The organism is Cryobacterium sp. LW097, from assembly GCF_002205495.2.
GTDB classification, from domain to species: Bacteria; Actinomycetota; Actinomycetes; order Actinomycetales; family Microbacteriaceae; genus Cryobacterium; species Cryobacterium zongtaii.
The window spans coordinates 2,397,957-2,420,424 of sequence record NZ_CP021992.1 but is presented as its reverse complement, the minus strand read 5'-3'; the positions used below and the strand labels follow the sequence as shown (position 1 = coordinate 2,420,424).

Annotated in this window: 22 protein-coding genes and 1 tRNA gene; 12 read left to right on the top strand and 11 right to left on the bottom strand. The window is 64.1% G+C overall.

Going from position 1 to position 22,468, the window contains the following annotated elements; translation table 11 throughout:
• Positions 1-70: 70 nt before the first annotated feature.
• Both B7495_RS11250 and B7495_RS11245 read left to right on the top strand, forming a co-directional pair.
• On the top strand, positions 71-1,105 hold the full coding sequence (locus B7495_RS11250) for an NADP-dependent oxidoreductase (RefSeq protein ID WP_088456646.1): 1,035 nt from the start codon (positions 71-73) through the stop codon (positions 1,103-1,105).
• Positions 1,106-1,151: 46 nt separating this feature from the next.
• On the top strand, positions 1,152-1,856 hold the full coding sequence (locus B7495_RS11245; RefSeq protein ID WP_088456645.1) for a type 1 glutamine amidotransferase domain-containing protein: 705 nt from the start codon (positions 1,152-1,154) through the stop codon (positions 1,854-1,856).
• Positions 1,857-1,947: 91 nt separating this feature from the next.
• On the opposite strand, the gene B7495_RS11240 is transcribed toward B7495_RS11245, so the two are convergent.
• Positions 1,948-3,045: an aminotransferase class V-fold PLP-dependent enzyme gene (locus tag B7495_RS11240; protein ID WP_370028140.1), complete on the bottom strand. Its 1,098-nt coding sequence runs from the start codon at positions 3,043-3,045 to the stop codon at positions 1,948-1,950.
• Positions 3,046-3,126: 81 nt separating this feature from the next.
• Here B7495_RS11240 and B7495_RS11235 point away from each other — a divergent pair, with 81 nt between their 5' ends.
• From B7495_RS11235 to B7495_RS11220, 4 genes are all read left to right on the top strand, one after another.
• Positions 3,127-4,119, top strand: a complete 993-nt coding sequence (locus B7495_RS11235; RefSeq protein WP_088456644.1) for a LysR family transcriptional regulator — start codon at positions 3,127-3,129, stop codon at positions 4,117-4,119.
• 12 nt (positions 4,120-4,131) lie between these two features.
• Complete coding sequence (gene gltX, locus B7495_RS11230) at positions 4,132-5,652, top strand: glutamate--tRNA ligase (protein WP_088456643.1); 1,521 nt, start codon at positions 4,132-4,134, stop codon at positions 5,650-5,652.
• Positions 5,649-6,680 carry an NAD(P)/FAD-dependent oxidoreductase gene (locus tag B7495_RS11225; RefSeq protein ID WP_088456642.1) on the top strand — a complete coding sequence of 344 codons (1,032 nt, stop codon included), beginning with the start codon at positions 5,649-5,651 and terminating at the stop codon, positions 6,678-6,680. The genes gltX and B7495_RS11225 overlap by 4 nt, the downstream gene beginning before the upstream one ends.
• A 34-nt stretch (positions 6,681-6,714) precedes the next feature.
• A tRNA-Gln gene (locus B7495_RS11220) sits at positions 6,715-6,786 on the top strand.
• Positions 6,787-7,581: 795 nt separating this feature from the next.
• Here the strand turns inward: B7495_RS11220 and B7495_RS11215 are convergent.
• On the bottom strand, positions 7,582-8,682 hold the full coding sequence (locus B7495_RS11215) for a hypothetical protein (RefSeq protein ID WP_240632215.1): 1,101 nt from the start codon (positions 8,680-8,682) through the stop codon (positions 7,582-7,584).
• Between the two features lie 122 nt (positions 8,683-8,804).
• Positions 8,805-9,062, bottom strand: coding sequence for an SHOCT domain-containing protein (locus B7495_RS11210; RefSeq protein WP_088456641.1), 258 nt, complete (start codon positions 9,060-9,062; stop codon positions 8,805-8,807).
• Between the two features lie 649 nt (positions 9,063-9,711).
• Here B7495_RS11210 and B7495_RS11200 point away from each other — a divergent pair.
• From B7495_RS11200 to B7495_RS11175, 6 genes are all read left to right on the top strand, one after another.
• Positions 9,712-10,347 carry a DUF3105 domain-containing protein gene (locus B7495_RS11200; RefSeq protein ID WP_088456639.1) on the top strand — a complete coding sequence of 212 codons (636 nt, stop codon included), beginning with the start codon at positions 9,712-9,714 and terminating at the stop codon, positions 10,345-10,347.
• 273 nt (positions 10,348-10,620) lie between these two features.
• Positions 10,621-10,884, top strand: a complete 264-nt coding sequence (locus B7495_RS11195; RefSeq protein WP_088456638.1) for a hypothetical protein — start codon at positions 10,621-10,623, stop codon at positions 10,882-10,884.
• A gap of 66 nt (positions 10,885-10,950) precedes the next feature.
• A complete protein-coding gene (locus B7495_RS11190) occupies positions 10,951-11,898 on the top strand; it encodes a cytochrome c biogenesis CcdA family protein (RefSeq protein ID WP_088456637.1) in 948 nt (315 codons plus the stop codon).
• Positions 11,898-12,593, top strand: coding sequence for a peroxiredoxin family protein (locus tag B7495_RS11185; RefSeq protein ID WP_088456636.1), 696 nt, complete (start codon positions 11,898-11,900; stop codon positions 12,591-12,593). Before B7495_RS11190 ends, B7495_RS11185 begins: the two co-directional genes overlap by 1 nt.
• Positions 12,590-12,871, top strand: coding sequence for a thioredoxin family protein (locus tag B7495_RS11180; protein ID WP_088456635.1), 282 nt, complete (start codon positions 12,590-12,592; stop codon positions 12,869-12,871). Before B7495_RS11185 ends, B7495_RS11180 begins: the two co-directional genes overlap by 4 nt.
• Before the next feature lie 7 nt (positions 12,872-12,878).
• The gene (locus B7495_RS11175; RefSeq protein ID WP_088456634.1) at positions 12,879-14,384 is read left to right on the top strand and encodes a multicopper oxidase family protein; all 1,506 of its coding nucleotides are present in this window, start codon (positions 12,879-12,881) and stop codon (positions 14,382-14,384) included.
• On the opposite strand, the gene B7495_RS11170 is transcribed toward B7495_RS11175, so the two are convergent.
• The 8 genes from B7495_RS11170 to B7495_RS19660 form a co-directional block, all read right to left on the bottom strand.
• A complete protein-coding gene (locus B7495_RS11170) occupies positions 14,372-15,019 on the bottom strand; it encodes a recombinase family protein (protein WP_088456633.1) in 648 nt (215 codons plus the stop codon). The genes B7495_RS11175 and B7495_RS11170 overlap by 13 nt on opposite strands.
• Positions 15,016-15,945, bottom strand: coding sequence for a prolipoprotein diacylglyceryl transferase (gene lgt, locus B7495_RS11165; protein WP_088456632.1), 930 nt, complete (start codon positions 15,943-15,945; stop codon positions 15,016-15,018). The genes B7495_RS11170 and lgt overlap by 4 nt, the downstream gene beginning before the upstream one ends.
• Before the next feature lie 120 nt (positions 15,946-16,065).
• Complete coding sequence (locus B7495_RS11160) at positions 16,066-17,355, bottom strand: M23 family metallopeptidase (RefSeq protein ID WP_088456631.1); 1,290 nt, start codon at positions 17,353-17,355, stop codon at positions 16,066-16,068.
• On the bottom strand, positions 17,352-18,191 hold the full coding sequence (locus tag B7495_RS11155; protein ID WP_088456630.1) for a M23 family metallopeptidase: 840 nt from the start codon (positions 18,189-18,191) through the stop codon (positions 17,352-17,354). The genes B7495_RS11160 and B7495_RS11155 overlap by 4 nt, the downstream gene beginning before the upstream one ends.
• Positions 18,192-18,321: 130 nt before the next feature.
• A complete protein-coding gene (locus B7495_RS11150) occupies positions 18,322-18,933 on the bottom strand; it encodes a DUF305 domain-containing protein (RefSeq protein ID WP_088456629.1) in 612 nt (203 codons plus the stop codon).
• Positions 18,934-19,025: 92 nt separating this feature from the next.
• Positions 19,026-19,577 carry a hypothetical protein gene (locus tag B7495_RS11145; protein ID WP_121678486.1) on the bottom strand — a complete coding sequence of 184 codons (552 nt, stop codon included), beginning with the start codon at positions 19,575-19,577 and terminating at the stop codon, positions 19,026-19,028.
• 123 nt (positions 19,578-19,700) lie between these two features.
• Entirely contained in the window at positions 19,701-21,971 is a 2,271-nt protein-coding gene (locus B7495_RS11140; RefSeq protein ID WP_088456626.1) for a cation-translocating P-type ATPase, read from the bottom strand.
• Positions 21,968-22,135 (bottom strand): heavy metal transporter, encoded by a 168-nt coding sequence (locus tag B7495_RS19660; RefSeq protein ID WP_240632214.1) that lies wholly within the window; start codon positions 22,133-22,135, stop codon positions 21,968-21,970. Before B7495_RS19660 ends, B7495_RS11140 begins: the two co-directional genes overlap by 4 nt.
• Between the last annotated feature and the right edge of the window lie 333 nt (positions 22,136-22,468).

The following is a 22,468-nucleotide window of genomic DNA, read 5'->3' as shown; positions in this document are numbered from 1 at the left end:
GGTGCAGAAAACTATCCGTTGAGAACAGGGACGCCCCCGGCACCGATCGCGAACAGTAAGGACTCTTTTCATGACGACAGCCACCAGCACTCAGATTCAGCTCGCCGCCCGGCCCACCGGTTGGCCCACCGCAACGGACTTCAGCACCGCGGTCATCGACCTGCCCGACCTGGCGGCGGGCCAGGTGCGCGTTGTTAACGACTTCATCTCCGTCGACCCCTACATGCGTGGCCGCATGAACGACGTGAAGTCCTACATTCCGCCCTTCGTGCTCGGGGAGACCATGGGCGGCGGCGCCGTCGGCCACGTGGTCGAGTCGGCCGCGGCGTCCGTGCCCGTCGGCAGCCTCGTTGTGCACCAGTACGGCTGGCGCGATGTCGTACAGGAGGATGCCGCGGGCTTCCGCGTCGTTCCCGAGATCCCCAACGTGCCGTCGTCGGCGTACCTGGGCGTGCTGGGCATGACCGCTCTCACCGCCTACGTGGGCCTGCTCGAGGTGGCCAAGTTCAAGGCAGGCGACACCGTCTTCGTCTCCGGCGCAGCCGGTGCCGTGGGCAGCATGGTCGGCCAGATCGCTCGCCTCAAGGGTGCCGCACGAGTCATCGGCTCCGCCGGCACCGACGAGAAGGTGGCCCTGCTCACCGAGAAGTACGGCTTCGACGCGGCCTTCAACTACAAGACCGGCGACCTCGCCACCCAACTGGCAGAAGCCGCCCCCGAGGGCATCGACGTGTACTTCGACAACGTCGGCGGCGACCACCTGAGCGCCGCACTCGGTGCCTTCAAGGATGGCGGCCGCGCCGCACTCTGCGGCGCCATCTCGCAGATGAACCGCACCGATGGCCCCACCGGCGTGCAGAACATGGTCAACATCGTCACCCGCGGGCTCACCCTCACGGGCTTCACCGTGGGCAACTACCTGCAGCACTTCCCGGCCTTCACCGAGCAGATGGGCGCCTGGTTCACGGCCGGCGACATCGTCTTCGACGAGACCGTCGTTGTGGGCATCGAGAACTCGGTCGATGCGTTCCTGGGCATGCTTCGTGGAGAGAACACCGGCAAGATGGTGGTCAAGACCTCTGACTCCGCCGCGGCCGGGCACTGATCCGCAACCGCCGCAACCGATTCACTGAATTCGATCTAGGAGAAACATGACTTCCGTACTTTTTGTTGTCAGCGCTGCTGACCACTGGACCCTCAACGACGGCACCCTGCACCCCACCGGGTACTGGGCCGAGGAACTCGCCGAGCCGCACCGCCTCTTCACCGAGGCCGGCTGGTCGATCACCATCGCCACCCCGAAGGGCGTCGCGCCCACCGTCGACGAGGGCAGCCTGGCCGCCGGGGCCACCGGAGGCGAAGAACGATCCATCGAACTCCGCAGCTATCTCGACTCGATCCCCGCGCTGAAGAGCCCGGCCTCGATCGACGACGTCACTGCCGCCGACTACGACGTGGTCTTCTACCCCGGTGGACACGGCCCCATGGAGGACCTCGCGGTCGACACGACCAGCGGCCAGATCATGACGGACACCATCGCATCCGGCCGGATTCTCGGTGTGCTCTGCCACGCCCCTGCCGCACTTCTGGCCGCCACGGCCGCTGAGGGCACCTGGCCGTTCCTGGCCTACCGCATGACCGGCTTCACCGACGCCGAAGAGGCCCTGGGCGGACTCGCCCCGAAGGCCAAGTGGCTCGTGCAGGCGCGGCTGGTCGAGCTCGGGGCCGACTTCGTCGAGGGTGCCTCGTTCGCCGAGCACATCGAGATCGACCGCAACCTCTACACCGGCCAGAACCCGGCCTCCTCGGTGAAGCTCGCCAGTGCAATCATCGACGCGGTGGCCGCCCAGAAGTAGCAGCGCTTAGCCGTACCAGGCAGTTTCGCGAAAGCGGTCCTATGGTCGCCTCACCATCCCGAGGCGACCACAGGGCCGCTTTCGTGCGAGGCTAGCGCCCCAGGGCGGCCAAGACGGCAGCCACGTCGGTGGGGTCGTTCCAGAGGTGGAAGGCCACGCGGGCGCGGCCGGCCCGGCCGGACGCGGTAATGCCGGCGGCGGTGAGTCGGGCCAGGTCGGTTCCGGCGGGATCGGCCCAGGTGACGATGGCCTGATTGTGTTCGGGCAGTCCGAGCCCGGCGCAGAGGGCATTGCCCAGACCGGTGTCGTGGGCGTACACGGCGGCCGAGTCGAGTGAGCTGAAGAACTCGAGAGCCACCCGCGTGCCCACCCAGGCCGGCCAGGCCGGTGACACGTCGAAGCGTCGGGCATCCGTCGCCAGGGTCATGGTCGGGCCGTAGCAGGATGCCCACGGGTCGTCGCCCGCGAACCAACCTGCCTGCACCGGGCGCAGCACCTCGGCCAGCGCGGGCAGCACGGTGAGGAAGGCCGCGCCCCGCGGTGCACCCATCCACTTGTAGGCGTGGCAGATGGTGGCATCGAAGTCGCCGGCGTGTACGGGCAGCCAGCCGGTGGCCTGTGTTGTGTCGCAGAGGGTGAATGCACCCACCGCGGCTGCTGCCGCGCGGATGGCCGGTGCATCCGCGATCACACCGGTGCCGGACTGCACAAGCGAGAAGGCGACCAGCCAGGTGCGCTCGGTGAGCGAGGCGGCGAGCTGGGCCACCGGAACGTGGCGTACCGTGATCCCGCGGTGCTCCTGCTGCAGGAACGGGAAGACCATCGACGTGAAGTCCCCGTCGACGCAGACGACCTCGCGCCCCTCTGGCACGGATGCGGCCAGCACGGCTGCCATCACCGACGCCTGTGACCCGATCGCCACCCGGTCGGTACCCACCCCGACCAGCCCGGCGTAGAGAGCCCGGGCCCGGTCGATTTCGGCCTGGTAGTGCGCGGGGGAGGCCAGGCCGCTGCCCCACATGCCGGCGTCCTCGCGGAGCGCCCGCACCGTGTCCAGGGTGGGAAGTCCCGAGGTGCACGCGGCCAGGTAGCGCGTGTTCGTGGGGGCGTAGGCGGCCCGCACCTGGGGCATGGTCGGGGCGGGAGCCGGGGCTACGGGCGGAACAGTGGACGGAACGGTGGATCGCATCCATCCAGCGTTGCCCCGTTCGATCCATTCGGCAACGCCCAGTCCTCGATCAATCAGATAACCAGTGGTTATGATTTGGGCATGCCCGAAAATCTTCACCGTGCACTCGACGTAGATTCCCACGCGCTGCGCATCGTGCACCGCATCAATGAGCTGGGCTCGATCACCGCGGCGGCCCGGTCGCTCGGCTACAGCCAGCCGGCCGTGAGCCAGCACCTCAAACGGCTCGAGGCCCGCCTGGGCATGCCGTTGGTGACCAAGGCCGGCCGCGGCGTGCGGCTCACCGAGGCCGGCCGCATCCTGGCCCGGCACGCCGCCACCGTGACACAGGCGCTGGATGCCGCGGCGGGCGAACTCAGCGACCTGGCCGGCCTGCGGAGCGGCCGGGTGACCCTCGCCGCCTTCCCCTCCGCCTCGGCCACGGTCATCCCCACGGTGCTGCGCGGCCTCTCCCAGCGGCACCCCGGTGTGCAGCTGAACTACCTCGAGGCCGAACCGCCGGAGGCCGTGCGGGCCGTGCGCGACCAGGCCGCCGACCTCGCGATCACCTTCAGCTACACGGGCGACCAGGCCGACCCGCACCGGCAGAGCGCCCAGGGCCTCACCGTCGTGCCGCTCTGGCGCGACGAGATGCTCGTGGTTGTGCCCCGCGAGCACCCCCTGGCCGGCCGCGACCGGATCGACCTGGCCCTGCTGGCCGATGACCAGTGGATCGGCGGCTGCCCGCGCTGCCGGGCGCACCTGCTCGACCTCGCCACCCGCAGCGGCTTCAGCCCCAGCATCTCCTACGAGACCGACAACGTCGTGGCGGTGTTCGGCATGGTCGCGGCGGGCCTGGGGGTGGCGCTGGTGCCCGCCCTGGCCATCGCCGCGTCGCCCCTGCCGGCCGGGATCGTCGCCCGGCCGACCGCGGGCGGCGACTTCCGCACGATTCACCTGGTGGGAACGGAGGGCGCGGAGTCGATTCCGGCCGTGGCTGCCACCATCCGGGCCATCGGCGAGATCGACGCGGCGCCCTGGTCACTCGTGGGGGCAGACCGTGAACACACCCCGGGCGCGCCGCTCGCTCGGTAGGATGAATGTCGTATGTCTACTACAACAGCGCACCCGTTCTCGACCGCAACCGGCACTGATGTGCGTGTGCGGTTCTGCCCCTCGCCCACCGGAACGCCGCACGTCGGCCTGATCCGTACGGCCCTGTTCAACTGGGCCTACGCCCGGCACAACGGGGGCAAGTTCATCTTCCGCGTGGAGGACACCGACGCCGCCCGCGACAGCGAGGAGAGCTTCACCCAGCTCTTGGACGCCATGCGCTGGCTGCGCCTGGACTGGGACGAGGGCGTGGAGGCCGGCGGGCCCCACGAGCCGTACCGCCAGTCCCAGCGCTACGACATCTACCGTGACGTGATCGCCAAGCTCATCGAATCCGGCCACATCTACGAGAGCTTCGCCACCGGCGAGGAGATCGCTGAGCGCAACATCAAGCTCGGCCGGGACGCCAAGCTCGGCTACGACAACTACGAGCGCGACCTCACCGACGCAGAGAAGGCGGCCTTCCGCGCCGAGGGTCGCGAGCCCGCGCTCCGCCTCAAGGTGCCGGACACCGAGCTCTCCTTCGACGACCTGGTCCGCGGTGAGATCACCTTCCCGGCCGGCTCGTTCAGCGACTTCGTCGTGGTGCGCCCCAACGGCCATCCCCTCTACCCATTCGTGAACCCCGTCGACGATGCCCTGATGGGTGTCACCCACGTGCTGCGCGGCGAAGACCTGCTCTCGTCCACGCCCCGCCAGATCGCGCTGTATCACGCGCTGATCGACATCGGCCTGACCACCTTCGTGCCGCGTTTCGGCCACCTGCCCTACGTGATGGGTGACAAGAACAAGAAGCTCTCCAAGCGCGACCCGGAGTCGAACCTGTTCCTGCACCGCGAACGGGGCTTCATCCCCGAGGGCCTGGTGAACTATCTGTCCCTGCTGGGCTGGTCGCTCACCCACGACCGCGACGTGTTCTCCATCGAAGAGATGATCGCCGCATTCGACGTGGTCGACGTGAACCCGAACCCCGCCCGCTTCGACCTCAAGAAGGCCGAATCGCTCAACGGCGACCACATCCGTCTGCTCGAGCCGGCCGACTTCGCCGCCCGCGTGGTTCCCTACCTGGTGAACGCCGGCGTGCTCACCGAGCCGCTCAGTGACACCGAGCAGGCCATCCTCGCCGCCGCCGCCCCGCTGGTTCAGGAGCGCATCGCCCTGCTCGGTGAGACGCCGGACATGCTCGGTTTCCTCTTCGAGAGCGCCGACAAGCTCGAGCACCAGCCGGATGCGCTCGCCTCGCTCCCGCAGAACGCCGCCGAGATTCTCACGGCCGCCACGGCAGCGCTGCGCGACATTCCCGAAGAGGAGTGGACCCACGAACTCGTGCACAGCACCCTCACTGACACCCTGATCGGTGGCCTCGGCCTCAAGCCGCGGGTCGCGTTCGGCCCGCTGCGTGTCGCCGTCTCCGGTCGCAAGATTTCGCCGCCGCTGTTCGAGTCGATGGAGATCCTCGGCCGGGCCGACTCGCTGGCTCGCCTGGATCGGCTCTCGGCGACCCTGGTGTCATGAGCTCGGACGGTCTGCTGAGCGCCGGTGCCGGCAGCGATTCCGCTGCCGGTGCCGTTGAGGCGCCGTATGACGTCGTCATCATCGGTGCCGGCCCGGCGGGCCTGGCCGCGGGGCTCAACCTCGTGCGAGCCCGCCGCCGCACCCTGATGATCGACAGCAACCGGCCCCGGCACTCCGCCACCCTGCGTTCGCACGGCTTTATCACCCGCGACGGCGTGCCGCCGCTGGAGCTGCGCCGCATCGGCCGCGAGGAGTACGAGGCCTACCCGGCCGCCGAGTTCCACATGGGCCTGGTGCGCTCCGTCGAGCAGTTGCCCGCCGCCGCCGCCGCCCGCTTCACCGTGTCCACCAAGGGCATGCGGGGCGAGAAGAACCGCGTGGTCACCGCGCGCACCGTGCTCATCGCCACGGGCCTGGCCGAGACGCTGCCGGCGCTGCCGAGCATTCGCGCCTGGTACGGCACCAACCTGCACAGTTGTATCGCCTGCGACGGTTACGAAGAGGCCGACCGGGCCCTGGCCCTGATCGGCGAGACCGACGACCTCGCCGAACACGCCCTGCTCATCTCGCAGTGGACCGACGACCTGATCGTCTTCACCAACGGTGTCGGCCAGGTCACCGACGCCGACGAGGCCGCACTGGCCGCGCGCGGCATCCGCGTCGACCGCCGCCCGCTCACCGACGTGGTGGGGGAGCGGGGAGTCATGACCGGCATCCAGGTCGCCGACGGCGAGTTCGTGGCCAGAGAGGGCGGGTTCGTGCGCCCCAAGTACGAGGCTGCCGCCACGTTCGCTGCGTCGCTGACCCCGACAACGGATGCCGCCGGCCTGCTTGTCGTCGACGATCAGGGTCGCACCTCGGTGCCCGGGCTTTACGCCGCGGGGGACACCACTCCGCCCGGCCCGGAGCAACTGCTGGTCTCGGCCGGAGAGGGAGCTCGCGCCGCGGTGGCGATAAACCGGGAACTTCTCGGCCCGCTTGCGACACACCCTCCCGTCAATTTGGCTGGTCGCCCCGGAGTGGGATAGAGTTACTTTTCGGCGCGGTCCTCGGACAACGCATTGGGGTATGGTGTAATTGGCAACACGGATGATTCTGGTTCATTTGTTCTTGGTTCGAGTCCAGGTACCCCAGCAGTAACAAAACCCCCGGTCATACGGGGGTTTTTTTGTTTGGAACTCCCTAGCGATGCATGTCCGAAAACCGCTAGAACCGCTGCCCATTTGCGCTTGCATCGCATCTTTTATGCCGGTCAGCCGCGGATTCTTGGATTAGCCGCTGTGAGTGGCCTGAATACAGATGAATAAGGACGCGAGGTTCTTGGTTCGAGTCTCCGGTAAATGTACGCTCATCAGGGAATACGGAGCCTGCGTAGTTGAGCATTTTCGTGCGACCCGTACGCGAAGCCCGGAAATCCGCGATTGGCGTGACCAGAATCGCGCCACAAAGGCAACCTTGATTGCTGGACCACGGGACGGCGAACGAGTTGCCGTGCAACGCTCCTCCCGCATACTGACGGACGTGATGCGTGGACTGCTCCTCGCGGGTGCAGCCAGCATTGGCGCACGTCAGTATCCACCGGCGTGTGCTGCGACGACGCCAGATTGATCTACTCAAGCCCCGACTCTGTGACCAGAATCGCACCAAACATTCCCAGGCCCGGCGCTGGCAGTATGGGCCTTTGGGCTATCGGGCAGCTTTCCAACCCGCTCGCATGTGTGACCAGAAACGCACCAGAATCACTTCAACGTGACCAGCATCAGCCCGTATCCACCCGTGCCAGCGCGGACGCCATACCCACGCAATCCGCGGCCATCCGCGGAACTCCGCCCCAATTACGGGCGCGCGGAAGGGCCGAAACAGCTACATTTGTTTCGCACACCCCTGGCTCGCGACGCAGGAATCACCGGGCCTCACCTACCGCATCCGTCAATGCTTCATGCCGGGCACATCGTTGGCGTCCATCTTCAGGTCCAGCTCGACTGTGGGGGCAATCCCCGCGGCCTGGCTGGTGAAGGTGATCCCATTCGGCATCGATCCGACCGGAACGGTAGCCACCACCGTCATCTCCTTGAGATCAAGTACTGAGACCGTGTCGTCAAAGGTGTTGGTGATGTAGGCGTGTCGACTCGTCGGGTCGATGGTGACACCATGCGCGCCGGCGCCGGTCTCGACAGTGCGGACAAAATCAAAAGTGTCGGTGTCGATCACCGAGACAGTTCTGCCGGGATGCTCTTCGGTGCCCTGGTTGGCGACTAGAAGGTATTGACCGTCGGGGCTGACAAAGGTTTGGATTGGACCCACGCCCACGGGAATTGTGGAGACGCGTTCACGGGTGTTGGTATCGACTTTGGCTACAGCGTTGTCGCCGTTTAGCGATGCGTAGGCGAAGTCTCCGTCGGGCGAGAACGCTACCTGTGCGGGCAATTTGCCCACCTCGATCGCGTCGATCTGGGTGTTGGAAGCGGTGTCGATGACGCTGAGCGTGGTTCCCTTGTTGTTGGCCACATAGATGGTCTTGCCGTCGGGGCTTGGCCTCAGGCCGTGTGGCCCGTCGCCGACCGGGATCGTGGCGATGGTCGTCATGGTAGCGATGTCGACGGCTGAGACGGTGTCGTCCGCATTGTTCGTTGTGTAGGTTCGGGTCTCGTCGGGCGTGACGATGACGTGGGCCGGCATCGCGCCGGTGGCGGACGTGCCGTTTACTGCGTTCGTTTGTGAGTCGATCTCCACTGCCATCGACGTCGTGCCACTCACCGCCCAGATAGATTGCCCACCCTGAGTGGCTTGCACGTTGTGAGGGCTGTCGATACCCGTGAGGGTAGTCGCGACGGTATTGGTGGAAGCATCGATCGCGGTGAGACTTGCGCCATCTTCGTTTGCGACCCAAATGGTGCCTGCGACCATGTCGTTGTGGGAGGCTGCCTTCGCGTCAGAACTTCCGGTGGTGGTTGCGACGATGGCAGTCGTGGCGACGACTGCAGCGACGCTGACTGTGACTGCAACGGTGGCGAGGTTGCGCTTATTCATGGGGACTTTTCCTTTGGTTCGGTGGCCACCGGGTAGCGGTGGGCTCTGCTCGGGCGCCGGACAGACGATCCGCCCAGTGCTTCTTTGGGCTACTGGCACGGATCGCTAACAGGCCGGGGCGTTTAGCGAACCTTGTCAATCATGGAGCTCAGCTCTTCGTATGTCGCTGTGTCGATTTCGCCCCGAGCCAGCCGGCGCTTCAGGATGTCGGCTGGAGTGTCGATTCTCGACTCAGGCGTCGCTGCGGGGGCGGATGCTTGTCTGGGCTGGGTGACCATTCCTACGACCATCCACACGATGGCGACGATCAGCGTCACCGAGAGCAGACCCATCAGGATCCAGCCGACCCCGCCCATACCGCCCGCGTAATTTCCCATCATGGAATTTCCTTTCGTCTGGCGCCAGTAGCGCTCCTACGTCGAGTCTTCTGCCCCCGAATATGGAACTGTCGAAGGAACTATGAAGTTTCCATGTGGTTCCTTCGATACTTGATCGTTCCTTTACTGAAACTCCATCGTTATCAATGCGCTCGCGGGCGATGGTGGAACGATGAGCACTCCATCGGCACGCACTGACGATGTCTCCATCGTCGGGTTAGCGCCGCCCGCAGCGAAGACCCAGGCCCGACCTCGGACCATTTGGACGGTGGTTACGGGGGCCCTGGGAGGGATCGCGGGCCTGGTGCCGCACGTCCTCCATCACATCGGCCCTCTGGTCGGTTCGGCACTCGTAGCGGGTAGCGGCGGAACCGTCCTTTTCGGTGTCGTCGGCTTCGTAGCGTCGGTGCCGATGCTCATTTCGCTGCGCCGAAAATTCGCGAGCTGGTGGGCTCCTGGAATTGCCCTAGCAATCTTCATTGTGATGTTCCTCCTCTCCACCTACGTCGTTGGCCCGCTTATAAGCGGGCCGACGCTGCAACCCTCCACGGGATCCTCGCGAGTAGCGCACGATACCCATCACCCCTGAGCCAACCGTCTGGCACAGAAACCACCACAACCGACAGCACCCACAGAAATGAACTGATTAGAAATGCAATCGAACAGCGAGCGAAAACTCGGCCGGCAAGCGATCGTGGATGAGGCGAAAGGGAAGATCAAGAAGGACGAGCAACGACGGAGGATGTTGTTCCTCGGGTCAGGTGCCGTCCTGATTGCCGCCGTATTGGCGACAGTTGGAGTCGTTGTCTTCGGAAGTCCGCAAGCAGAGTCTGACGACAATTCTGCGGCTGGCTCGATGATCGAAGGAGTGGAGAGCTTTTCGAAGCTCAGCCGTGGGCACGTGCGCAGCACGGTGGCCTTCCCGGAGTTGCCACCGGTAGGCGGGGATCATTCCGAGGACCTGACCAACTGTGGGGTCTACACGCAGCCGGTGGATACGTGGCGTGCTGTCCATTCCCTTGAGCACGGAGCCGTATGGGTGACCTACCAAACTGACCTGCCTGCATCTGAGCTGGAGACCCTAACCTCCAACGCAACAGAGAACTCGTATGAGATCTTGAGCCCGTATCCGGACCTGCCGGCGCCGATCATCGCCACCGCGTGGGGTAAGCGGCTCCAGGTCGAAAGTGCAGGCGACCCGAGACTGAGCGAATTCCTCTCCACCTATCTGCAGGGCCCACAAACCCCCGAACCCGGCGCTCCCTGTTCTGGCGGAGTCCAAGGCTGAGAGATCCCTCGGAGGTGAAGAGCATTCTTCATCGTTTCTTCGTCAAACCTGCACCGAGAGGCGCGGGTAGACGGACCACAGTCATGACAAGACATTCCGGTAGGAGGAAGCAATGGTCATGAGTGCGTGGCCGACTCTCGCCGGAATTTGTGTGGTGTTCGTCATCCTCGGTGTGTGGGCGATCGCTCAGATCTTCCCCGTGAATAGCCGAGGGGCTGACACGCCGCCGGAGGACGCAGTCCACCAAACCGAACCCCAGAAAAGAGAAGGTCCATGAACGGGCACAACCACGGCGGCAAGTCTCATCTCATCGGCATGATCGTGATCGGTGTCGTCATCCTCGGCGGACTGCTCGTAGCCGGAAGATCGATCGGCGAGGCGCTACCCATCGCAGCGGTTCTGGCATGCCCCGTGATGATGATCGGAATGATGTTCATGATGATGCGCAGCGGCAAAGCCAAGGGCAGCGACACCTCAAACGACTCCCACCTTCACGCCGCTACCGACGAACCCGTAAAGACCACGACCCACGTTTAACCCTCGGGCGTCCGCCCCGTCCCCACGGCACGGCGGTGAGTCCGTGCACTTTTGAAGGAGCAATACATGGAGCAGGTCCTGCTCTCCACCACGATTCTCGCCTCGTTCTTAGGCGGTATCGTCGCCCTCTTGGCCCCGTGCTGCGTGTCGGTGATGTTGCCGGCGTTCTTCGCGTCCAGCTTTCGCCGTCGTGGCCAGATCCTGGGCATGACACTGGTTTTCGCTGCCGGTGTCGGCACGATCATCCTGCCCATCGCGTTGGGGGCCGCGATCGTGAGCCGCGCCCTAGGGCAGTACCACTTCTGGATCTTCAGCGTGGTGGGAATTGCCATGGTCATTGTGGGTGTCGCCACGTTGGTGGGGTGGAAGTTGATGCTCCCGATGCCGTCGGGGAAGAGTTCAGGGTCAGGAATCGGCTCCGTGTACGGTTTGGGCGTGTTTTCTGGCGCGGCGAGTGCGTGTTGTGCACCAGTCCTGGCCGGAGTTGCCGCGATGTCGGGGGCGGCGTCGTCCATCTCTACCGCCGCACTAGTGGGTATTGCTTACGTCTTTGGCATGGTCGCCCCGCTATGCGTCCTTGCGCTCGTGTGGGACCGGAAAGACTGGAGCAATAGCCGTCTGCTCACAGCGCGCACTGTCGCCTTGAGACCCGGCGGACGACGGCTGCCGCTGTCGAGCCTGTTGTCCGGCGGACTGATGCTCGGGATGGGTATCGTCACCATGATCATCGCGGTTCGCGGCATCGGAATGGCGCCCGACGGCTGGCAGGTACGGGTCACCGCCTGGCTGAACCACGCAGCTGTGGTTATTCAGCAGTCCGTCGGCTTCATCCCCGGCTGGCTCTCGGCGCTCGTGGTCTTCGCCGCCCTTGCCACCCTGGTGTGGAAAGCGCTGCGCGCTCGACGCCCACAGGCCGGTCACACAGTTTCGGCGACAGAGCCAGATACGTCAGAACCGGTTGCGGCCGGTGCGACCACTCCGGCATGTCACGACAATGCAAAGGAATCACAGTAATGGCATCACGCAACAAGAAGCCGGCTGCAGCGATGCGGCCGCTGAGGAAGAACACGAACCGCCTTGCCGTGCTCATCGGTGCCGGCGTGGTCGTGGCAATTTTCGGCGCCTTTTTCCTCGTTCTCGCCCAGCAGCCCTCCGCACCCGCCCAGACGGCCCAGTCTGCTCCTATGGGCAGGAGCGCCGATGCGGCCGACTACGCGGTGGGATCTCCGGGGGTGGGCGAAACAGCTCCGGGATTCGCAATGGAGTCCACCACGGGGGACACTGTGGATCTGAGCGACTACTCGGGCAAATCGGTGCTCTTGTACTTCCATGAGGGACTGGGCTGCCAGCCCTGCTGGGACCAGATGCGTGACCTAGACGCCGCATCTGACCAGCTCACCGCCGCCGGAGTCGACGATGTGCTCACGATCACCAGTGGACCGGTGGACCTGATCGCGCAGAAAATGGACGACGACAAGCTCGCCTCCGTCGCCCTGGCGGACACGAAGATGGACGTCATCAAGGAGTACGGTGCGAACGACTACGGCATGATGGGCGACTCCCGCGCCGGACACAGCTTCATCCTTGTAGGGCCTGACGGCACGATTCAGTGGCGCGCCGACTACGGCGGCGCCCCGGATTACACAATGTACGTGTCCATGACCGACCTGCTCGCCGACATGAAGGCTGCCGGGGTGAGCGGATCATGATGATCACCGTCCTGACCCAGGAATCATGCCCGTCCTGCGTGAACGCCACGAACACCTTGGCGCAGCTCAGCGACGAGTACCCCCTGGACATCGTGGAAATTCCATTGGCATCAGCCGAAGGGCGTGAGCTTGCCAACCGGGTCGGCATCGTTTTCGCCCCGGGCATCTTGATCGACGGCGAGCTGTTCAGCTACGGCCGACTGTCCGAAAAGAAACTACGCCGCCATCTCTCCTCACTGGAGTGGCCGGCCACACGCTTACCCGCGAGCCCAAGCTAACGGAGCGATGATGGTCAATCACCTCACCCGGCGCACCTTCCTCGGCGCGACCCTTGGCGCGACAGCGACAGCGGTCCTTGCCTCATGCACAACGGGCCCCGGCACGCGAGCTGGGGTCGACCGGATACTGTCGACAGATCCCTTGGTCGGCCTGTACGAGACGCGCCGTGCGGCCCACGGCGGCACTGTCACCCAAGACCTCACCGCGGGCACTCTCGACACTATGGTGGCCGGCACCGCTCTCACCACGTGGGGATACAACGGGACACTCAACGGACCTCTCATCCGCGCAAAAATGGGAGACCTCCTAAAGGTGCAGGTGACGAACGCCCTGGCAGAGTCGACAAGTATCCACTGGCACGGACTGGCCCTGCGAAACGATGCAGACGGCGTCCCAGGCGTCACCCAAAAGGCCATAGCTCCAGGCAGCGACTACGAATACCAATTTTTGCTCCACCGACCCGGCACTTACTGGTATCACTCTCACGTGGACATGCAGCGAGAACGTGCTTTGTCGGGCGCGCTCATCATCGACGACTTCAATGAACCGATGGCCTACGACCAGGAATGGGTCATCCTCCTCGACGACTGGCTCGACGGACTCCCGGGCACCCCCGACGATGCGCTGCACGCTTTGGCCGACGGGTCGGGTATGAGTGGGATGGATTCGGGCATGAGCGGAATGGGGTCGACCTTCACCAGCTCATACTTGGGCGGTGACGCGGGCGACGTGCCATTCCCCGTCCATCTGTTCAACGGCCAGGCTCCGGAAAAGGCCGAAGTGTTCGACAGCCGACCGGGTAATCGGATCCGCTTGCGCATCATCAATGCGGCAGGGGACACCGCCTACAGGGTGGGCATCCCCGGGCAGAAGCTCACCCTCACCCACACCGACGGCTTTCCCGTCCAGCACCAGGAGGTGGACGCAGTTGTCCTCGGAATGGGCGAACGCATCGATGCGCTCGTCACCGTCGTCGACGGCTACACTCCAGTTCTGGCTTTCCCCGAAGGCAAGGACGGAAGCGCCTACGGACTCATCCGCACAGGTTCTGGCACCCCACCCTCGCCGGGTCGCATGCCGTCCACTCTGACAGGTGACGTCACCGACGGCGGTCAGTTGCGAGCAGATGAATCCGTCCGCCTCCCGTCCCGCACGCCGACCCGGCGACACGAGATGCGACTGACGGGAGGGATGCACTCCTACGACTGGAGCATCAACGGGCGGACCTTCAACATGGACGACCCCTACGCCGGTGCCTTCGATGTCAGCCTCAACGAGCGGGTGCAGATCACGATGATCAACGACACGATGATGTGGCATCCGATGCACCTGCACGGACACAGCTTTCAGATCGCGGGCAACGGAGCACGCAAGGACACCGTCATTGTTCGGCCGGGGGAAACCGTCACCGTCGAATTCGACGCTGATAATCCAGGCCAATGGCTCGTCCACTGCCACAACGCGTACCACGCTGCTCGCGGCATGATCGGCCTGGTCTCCTACGTGAAATGACGCGAGACGGGCAGCGGGCTCGTCTGCCCGACATCATCCCTCATCTCGCGCGCCAACTTCGGCTGTCCGTCCGGGTTGCTCAGGAGCGCACGTTGCACAGTCACGTTGTCGACGCCGAGAGTGGTGGCGATCGTGTCAATCGTGGCGCCCCTTTCGCGCATATCGATAGCTACAGCGATCCTCTCGTTTGTCATATCTGTGGGGCGTGCGCCGTTGCGCCCATGCGCTCGAGCCGGGGCGGGGCCATCGCGCCGGTGCACCTGGATCGACTCAGTACGCAGCTGAGCGAACACAGCGATGATGTCGAAGAGGGCCCGGCCTGAGAGGCCGGTCGTATCGATCGCCGGTTCCGCTAGCGAACGAAGTCCGATGCCGCGTTCGCCGAGCTCATGAAGCAGCGCAATCAAACGATCGTCGCGACCCAACCGATCCAACTGGCTCAGCTGGCAAACCAACAAGAGGTCACCTGCCCGCAAGTAATCCAGGCAAGCTGAAAACTGCGGCAGCGACGCCTTATTCCTCGACTCGCCGTGGTCCACAAATACGCGCTCGGCGCCGGCCGCGGTCAACGCGATTTCTCGCTCATCAACTCTCTTCTTGCGCGTTGCAACACGCGCATAACCGATGACGGTCATCCCTGCCTTCCTCGCTCAGGGGCTCCGGGGGCCGATGCATCGGATGGCACGCAGACATCTTCAGCCGGGGTCTCAGCGCTGCCCTGGCTAATCGGCAGCGTGGGGTCCGTCTCGGGCTCGGGGTGGCGTCGCGACTGCACAATGATCAATAGGATCCCTGCAATGGCGACGAGAGTGGCGATGAGCATGTTGATTTTGAACCCGCCGAGTTCGAACTCGGTGGGGTCGAGTCGAAAGGACTCGAACCAGGTGCGGCCCATCCCGTAGATGACTAGGTAGAGACCCAGTGCGCGTCCCCACCGGAGGTTGAGTTGCCGCTCGGCGAGCAAGATGATGATCACCCCGAGAAGATTCCACAGAATCTCGTAGAGAAATAGTGGATGAAAGAGCGTGCCCTCGGGCAGGCCAGTGGGAAATGCGGGTTGGGTTGGATCTATCTGTAGTCCCCAGGGGAGAGTCGTCGGAGTGCCGAAGAGTTCCTGGTTGAAGTAGTTCCCGAGCCGTCCGAACGCTTGGGCCAACAGCATCCCCGGTGCAAGGGCATCGGCGAAGGACAAGAAGCGCAGCCTCGCCCGGCGACAGGCGATGTATGCGCCCAAACTGCCGAACAGGATAGCGCCGAAGATGGCCAGGCCGCCTTCCCACACGTAGAGCGTCTTCCAGAGGTCAGCACCGGGGTAGAAATAGTCGGTGGGGTGGGTGATCACGTGATAAAAACGGCCGCCAATAATGCCGAAGGGCACAGCCCAGAGGGCGATGTCGAGCACCGTGTCGGGAGCCCCGCCGCGCGCGGTGAGACGCCGGGAGGTGAGGGCCACCGCGCCGACGATCCCGGCAAGGATGAAGAGGGCATAGAAATGGATCTGGAAGGGTCCCAGTTGAATGGAGCTGATGTCGGGGCTGGAGATGCTGGCCGGAACGTTCATGGGTTCGGTGTCGTTTCCTGGGTTTTGGGGGCGTGAATGCGTGAGGTCATTAGTCGACGACTTGCGGCGCTGAGGACCACAGCTATCGGCGGTGTGCTTGCCGCCTGGGCCTGGCGTCGCCTAGCCAAGGGTGATGCCTCGTGCGCTCATGAACGGCTCCGGATCGATGCGGGCTCCATCAACTCGAGTTTCAAAGTGCAGGTGGCAGCCGGAGGATGCTCCGGTGGTCCCGACCAACGAAATGGTCTGCCCTGCGGACACCTGCTGGCCGTTGCTGACCAGGATCTCGCTGTTATGGGCGTACCCGGTCTGGACACCATTGCCGTGCTCGATGAGCACCCAATTGCCATAACTGCCGAGGTACCCGGAGTAGATGACGGTGCCGCCCGTCGCGGCCTTGACCGGAACGCCGCACCCGGCGGCGAGGTCCGTGCCGTAGTGGAACGCGCCCACTCCGGCGACGGGTTTGTTGGGACGCGGACCGAAGTTGTCACTAATCCACCCGGACACGGGAAGAGCCCAGCCCTGTCCGCTGAGCTGGCCGGAGTCTGAGCCTGATCCGCTCGACCCTCCCGAACCGCCAGTAGATGCCTTCGCTGCTGCCGCGGCGGCCGCTGCCGCAGCCTCGGCAACCCGTCGAGCTTCCTCTCCCTTGGCAAAGTCGGCTTCAGTGGCGGCGCGGCCGTCGGTCAGCACGGCAAGTTGGGCTTGCATGGTGCCCGCGTTTGCTTGCTGCTCGGCAAGCGTGACTTCCACCGCGGTGCTAGCGGCAATGGCCTTGGTCAGGGCCGTCTCGGCCTCCTTGGCCAAGGAGCCGAGTTCTTGTTGCGCCACTTTCGCCTGGTCGGTCAGGGCGGTTACGGAGTTTCGGTCGGATGCGGCTTGATCGTAGACCGCGGCGGAACGTTCCGTGAGTTTGCTCATGGCGCCCAGTTGATACAGCAGAGTATCTGTCTCGTCTCCCGCGAGGAGGATGGCCACAGAAAGGTCGGGGCCTCCACTGCGGGCGAGCCCTGCCGCGAGCCGGCCGGCTTGTTTGCTGGAGAGTGCGGCTTGCGCGCCGGCCTCGTCAGCCTGGGCTTGCAGAGTTGTGGCGCGATAGGTGGCTTCGTCGAAAGCGCCCTGGGCGTGTTCGAACTCGGCGCTCCGGCGTGTGGACTCTTCTTGTGCGGCGGCGACGTCGGCTGTCAGGCCGGAAATGAGGGTGTTGAGTGTGCTGATTTGATCTTGTTTGGACCCTTCGTTCGCTCTCGCGTTTTCAACATCAGACCAGGAAGGATACTCGGCTGCTACTGCCGGTTGGGCAGCCCAGCCTCCACCTGACACCAAAGTCAGGACCACGGCCGCGGCCCAGAGGGCTTTCAGGTTCCAGTGCGGCGTGCGACGTTGATCACGTTTGGGGTTCGTCATTGTGCGCTCACCTTTTCTGTCAGCCAGGCGTACGGGTCAATGGGTGTGACGCCATCGAGGAGAATCTCGAAGTGAAGGTGTGGCCCGGTGCTCTGGCCCGTATTGCCGACGTTTCCCACCAGCTGGCCGACGAGGACGGGGTCGCCGACGGCAAGTGCCAGGGTGCCTTCCGTCATATGGGCGTACAGGCTGCTGACGAGACGTCCATCGATCATGTGGTCGATGATCGCGTACACACCCAGTCCGCTTTTGTCAGTTCTCGAGACTTCTCTAACGACGCCATTCGCGACCGCTTGGATCGGAGTATTCACGCCCGGGTTCATATCGATGCCCTTATGGAAGCTGGAGCATCCATCGCACGGGGGAATCCGAGGGCCGAAGTCAGTGGTGATGGGTACTCCGACAAGAAAGGGCCACTGAATTGTGGAGCCGAGATAGTTCACGTAGGTATTTGCGGTCTGGGAGTAGACGCCCGGGAGCGAGTCCTCAGTCCGCAGCGTCTCCTGGATGGCTTGGGACGTGTACGTGTCCTGGGCGACGGCGATGGTTCCGTTTCCCGACGCCGTCAAGCTTTGTACTTCCACATCGGATCGCTCAGTGGGCAAGGCGAGGGTCTGGGCGTTGGGGTTCACGGCAAGGGCTGGGACCGAAACGCTGACGGCGAGGAGGGTAGCGAACGCTAGGGCGGCCGCGGAAGACAGCTGTTTTTGAAGCGTGACTTTGAGGCGGCGGGCCGGTTGGCGGGTCGCGGGGAGTGGGCGTTGTGCTCGGGGGCGGCGGTGCGGTTTTTCGGCCAGGCGCAGTTGTTTGCGGGAAAGATCGGGTGCTGCGGTCATGAAGAGGTGGTCCTTGCGATCACGATGGCGCGCTCCATCGGTGCCTCAGGGAGGCGAGGAGATGGTGTCCGAGTTGGGCACGCCGCGGAGCGGGGCCGCGATGCGCGGCCCCGATCCTGGTGGAGTAGTTCTACAGTGTGGCGAGGATGTCGTTCATGACATCAATCTCAGCGGTCTGGCTCTCCACGATGTTCGTGGCCATGTCCACCGCGTCCGGGAATTGTCCCTTATCGATCTCGGTCTGCGCCATCGCAATGGCGCCCTGGTGATGAATGATCATCTGTTCGAGGAATAGCTTCCCAGCGTCCTCTGAGGACGCGGACTTGAGGGCGTTCATATCGTCATCGGACATCATGCCGTCCGTGCCGTGATCCATCTCGGACATATCCATCTCGTTGGAGCTGGTGTCATCCATGCCCCATGCTGTCAGCCACGACTCGAGCTGCTTGATTTCGGGCTCTTGGGCGTCTTTGATCTCGGTGGCCAGATCCACGATGCGCTGGTCGATGCCGTCTTTCGCAAGGAGGTCGTCGCTCATTTCAACGGCCTGTTCGTGATGGGGGATCATCATCTGGGCGAACTCGACGTCCGCGTCGGCGAAATCGACCGAGGAGGCGGAGGAATCGGGGGAGCTGGGGGCGGCGGATGAACCGGTATCGGTGGTTCCGCCGGCGCAGGCGCTGAGCGTGAGCGCTGTCGCGATGGCCGCGGCAGTAAGCAGGTAGGTACGTGGCTTGGGCATTGTTAATCCATTCAGAGTCAGGCGTAAGAAACCGGTTCGCCATACGGCGTCGTGAAGGCAGGCGTCAAGTGACGCGAAGGCCAATGCCGGTTTTAGGTGCGACTGATGGAAAGAACGACCAAGCTAGGCCGGAAAAGATGAAGCGCAGGGCCATGGAAGACAGAGACGACGCGTCCGCCAGCCTCGAGCAGGCGCCGATACGTGGCCGGGGAGCGGGCGAGAATGATGAGAGCCGCCAGGACCAGCAGAATGGCGCAGGTCATCGCCCACACGGCGCATTCGAGCATGCAGTCAGCGCAGCCCAACAACCCGACCTCGGCGTGCGCCACGAGTGGGATCATCGCCGCTGTCGCCGCTGTCGCCGCTGTCGCCGCTGTCGCCGCTGTCGCCGCTGTCGCCGCTGTCGCCGCTGTCGCCGCTGTCGCCGCGACCGCCACGTCAGTTCGGAATTCAGCGCCACTCGGGATGGTGTCGGAATGTGCGGTGGACTCGGCCGCCCCCGATACTAGGCCGTGGTCGCCGATCATGGAGTGCATGGCCAGGATGCCCAGCAGCATGGCTGCCAGGACCAGAACGGCTGTGAACGCGTGTGCGAGGCCGGGCCTTTGGCGACGGCCAGCTACGGAATTGCCGTGCGGGTTCATGTCACCTCCAGTGCGGATCAAACCAGGTTGCAAACGCGGATATCTCAAAACCGTATCGGCACTTGACAAAGTTCAGCTGGGAATGCCGGGGTGCAGGTCAGCTGGTCTCGACCGGGTGAGCCTTCAGGCTGGGGAGGTCGTCTCCGTCACCCGTAAGTTGAGCCCGCGAAAACCGCGCAGTCGCAGGCTATTGCTGACGACGAAGACCGACGACAGCGCCATGGCGGCACCGGCGATCAGCGGGTTGAGCAGGCCCAGCATGGCAAGAGGGATCGCGGCCACGTTGTACGCGAAAGCCCAGAAGAGGTTGGCCTTGATAGTTGCCAGGGTGCGACGAGAAAGCCGGATAGCGTCCGCGGCAGCGACCAGGTCGCTTCGTATCAGGGTCAGGTCGCTGGCCTCGATGGCGACGTCGGTGCCGGTGCCCATCGCGATGCCCAGGTCGGCGGTAGCCAACGCCACTGCGTCGTTCACTCCGTCGCCGACCATGGCCACAACGCGCCCCTCTAGCTGGAGTTCCCGAATCACTTCGGCTTTCTCGGCCGGGAGGACGCCAGCACGAACATCGGCGATGCCGAGTTCTGTTCCTACGACGCGCGCCACGGTCTCGTTGTCACCAGTGAGGAGCACGGGTTGCAAACCCAGGCGACGAAACTCTTCGATTGCGGCGGCGCTGGAGTCCTTGACGACGTCAGATACCGCCAGGATGCCTTGCGCCTGCCCGTCCCAGGCGACGGCTACAGCTGTCTGCCCGTGCGATTCGCACGAGGACAAGGCGAGCTTGAGCTCGCTGGGGAGCTGGATTGACCACTTCTCACTGAGCCAGCTGGGGCGTCCCACCAGCACGACGCGTCCGTCCACAATGGCCTGCACACCGAGACCATCCGTGGACGAGAACGACTCCGGCGTCGGAAGGGTCAGCACACGCGCCCTCGCTCCGGTTACGATCGACTTGGCGATCGGGTGTTCTGATCCCGACTCTGCAGCGCCGGCGAAAACGAGGAGTTCCTCGTCGGTGACGTTTTCATTCGGATGCACAGCAACGAGAGTCATCTGCCCGGTTGTGACGGTGCCGGTCTTGTCGAGAACAATGGTGTCGACTCGTCGAGTCGACTCGAGAATTTGCGGTCCTTTGATGAGGATGCCGAGTTGAGCGCCCCGACCGGTTCCGACGAGCAGAGCTGTTGGCGTGGCCAACCCGAGGGCACAGGGGCAGGCGATGATCAGTGTCGCCACCGCTGCCGTGAATGCCACCACAGGGCCGGCCCCGACCAGAAGCCACACAACGAGGGTGCCGAGGGCGAGGGCAATCACGATGGGCACGAAAATTGCGGATACTCGATCAGCGAGTCGTTGCACCTCCGCTTTGCCGGTCTGGGCCTGTTCGACCAAGCGACCCAACTGGGCCAGCTGAGTATCGGAGCCGATACGTGTTGCCTGGATGACGAGGCGGCCACCGGAGTTCAAAGTGGCGCCGACCACGGCATTACCCGGGCCGACCTCGACGGGAACGGACTCTCCGGTGAGCATGCTCGCATCGACCGCCGAGTTGCCCTCGACGACCGTGCCGTCTGTGGCGATTTTTTCGCTGGGCCGCACCACGAAATGGTCACCGACAATCAGAGAAGATGTAGGCACGGTTGTTTCGACGCCGTCACGCAGCAGTGTTGCCTCCTTCGCGCCCAGTTCGAGCAAGGCACGGAGGGCCGCGCCCGATTGCTTCTTCGCCCGCGCCTCGAAGTATCTCCCGGCCAAGATAAAGACCGTGACGGCCGACGCAACTTCGAGGTAGATTTCGTGCGCGGCGCCGCCGGGTTCTGTCGTGAGGCTGAAGCTCATCGTCATTCCGGGCATCCCCGCGGTACCGAAGAACAGGGCGTAAAGCGACCACCCAAGTGCCGCGAGCACTCCCATGCTGATCAAGGTATCCATGGTCGCTGCACCGTGCCGCAGGTTGACCCAGGCAGCGCGGTGGAATGGCCAAGCGCCCCAGATCGCTACGGGACCGGCGAGTGCAAGGGCAAGCCACTGCCAGTTGGAGAACTGGAGGGGAGCGACCATGGAAAGGGCCACGACCGGTGCTGCCAATACGGCAGAGATCACGAGTCGCTGGCGGAGACTTTCAACTTCTTTGTCGGCCTCGGTGGGCGCTGCTGTCACGTCAAGCGCGGGGCTCACGGGACGGGGGAGAACGGCCGTATACCCGGTTGCCTCAATGGTGGCGATGGCATCCTCAACGGACGTCCCGTCTGGAATGAACACGCTCGCCTTCTCCGTCGCGTAATTGACGGTGGCCTCGACTCCCGTCATCCGATTCAGTTTCTTTTCGATCCGTGCTGCACACGAAGTGCAGGTCATTCCGCCGACGACAAGATCGACCTGAATGCCACTCATGGGGTCTCGAGGATCAGTTCGTAGCCCGCTTCATCGATGGCGGCGGCAATTGCCGCCGGGTCGACAGGACTACTGCTGGACACGGTGACCAAGGAGAGGCCGCCGGGTGCGAGGTCGACGCTGACGCTGTCAGTACCCGCTAATCGGCCTAATTCTGTGGTCACGCTCGCGACGCAGTGAGAGCAGGTCATCCCGGCAACCTGGAAACTGCTCGAAAAGCCTGAGGTAGCTATGGGTGAAGCGTCGGCGACGCTTGAATGTGAGCCGTGAGAGCACGCGCAGGATGAGTCCGTGAGGCCGAGGTCATTTTCTTTACCAGTAAGCATGATCAGAAGTTCCCTTCGTTGCTGACGGTCAATTCCGTCACGTCTACCCCTGGGGGGTACATCGAACTATACCCCCTTGGGGTATAAAGTTCACCCGATCGCCTGGAAGCTGCATTTCGAAAACGTGGAACCGACCGGCTCGCGGGCCTTTGTTGACAGGTACCCTAGGGG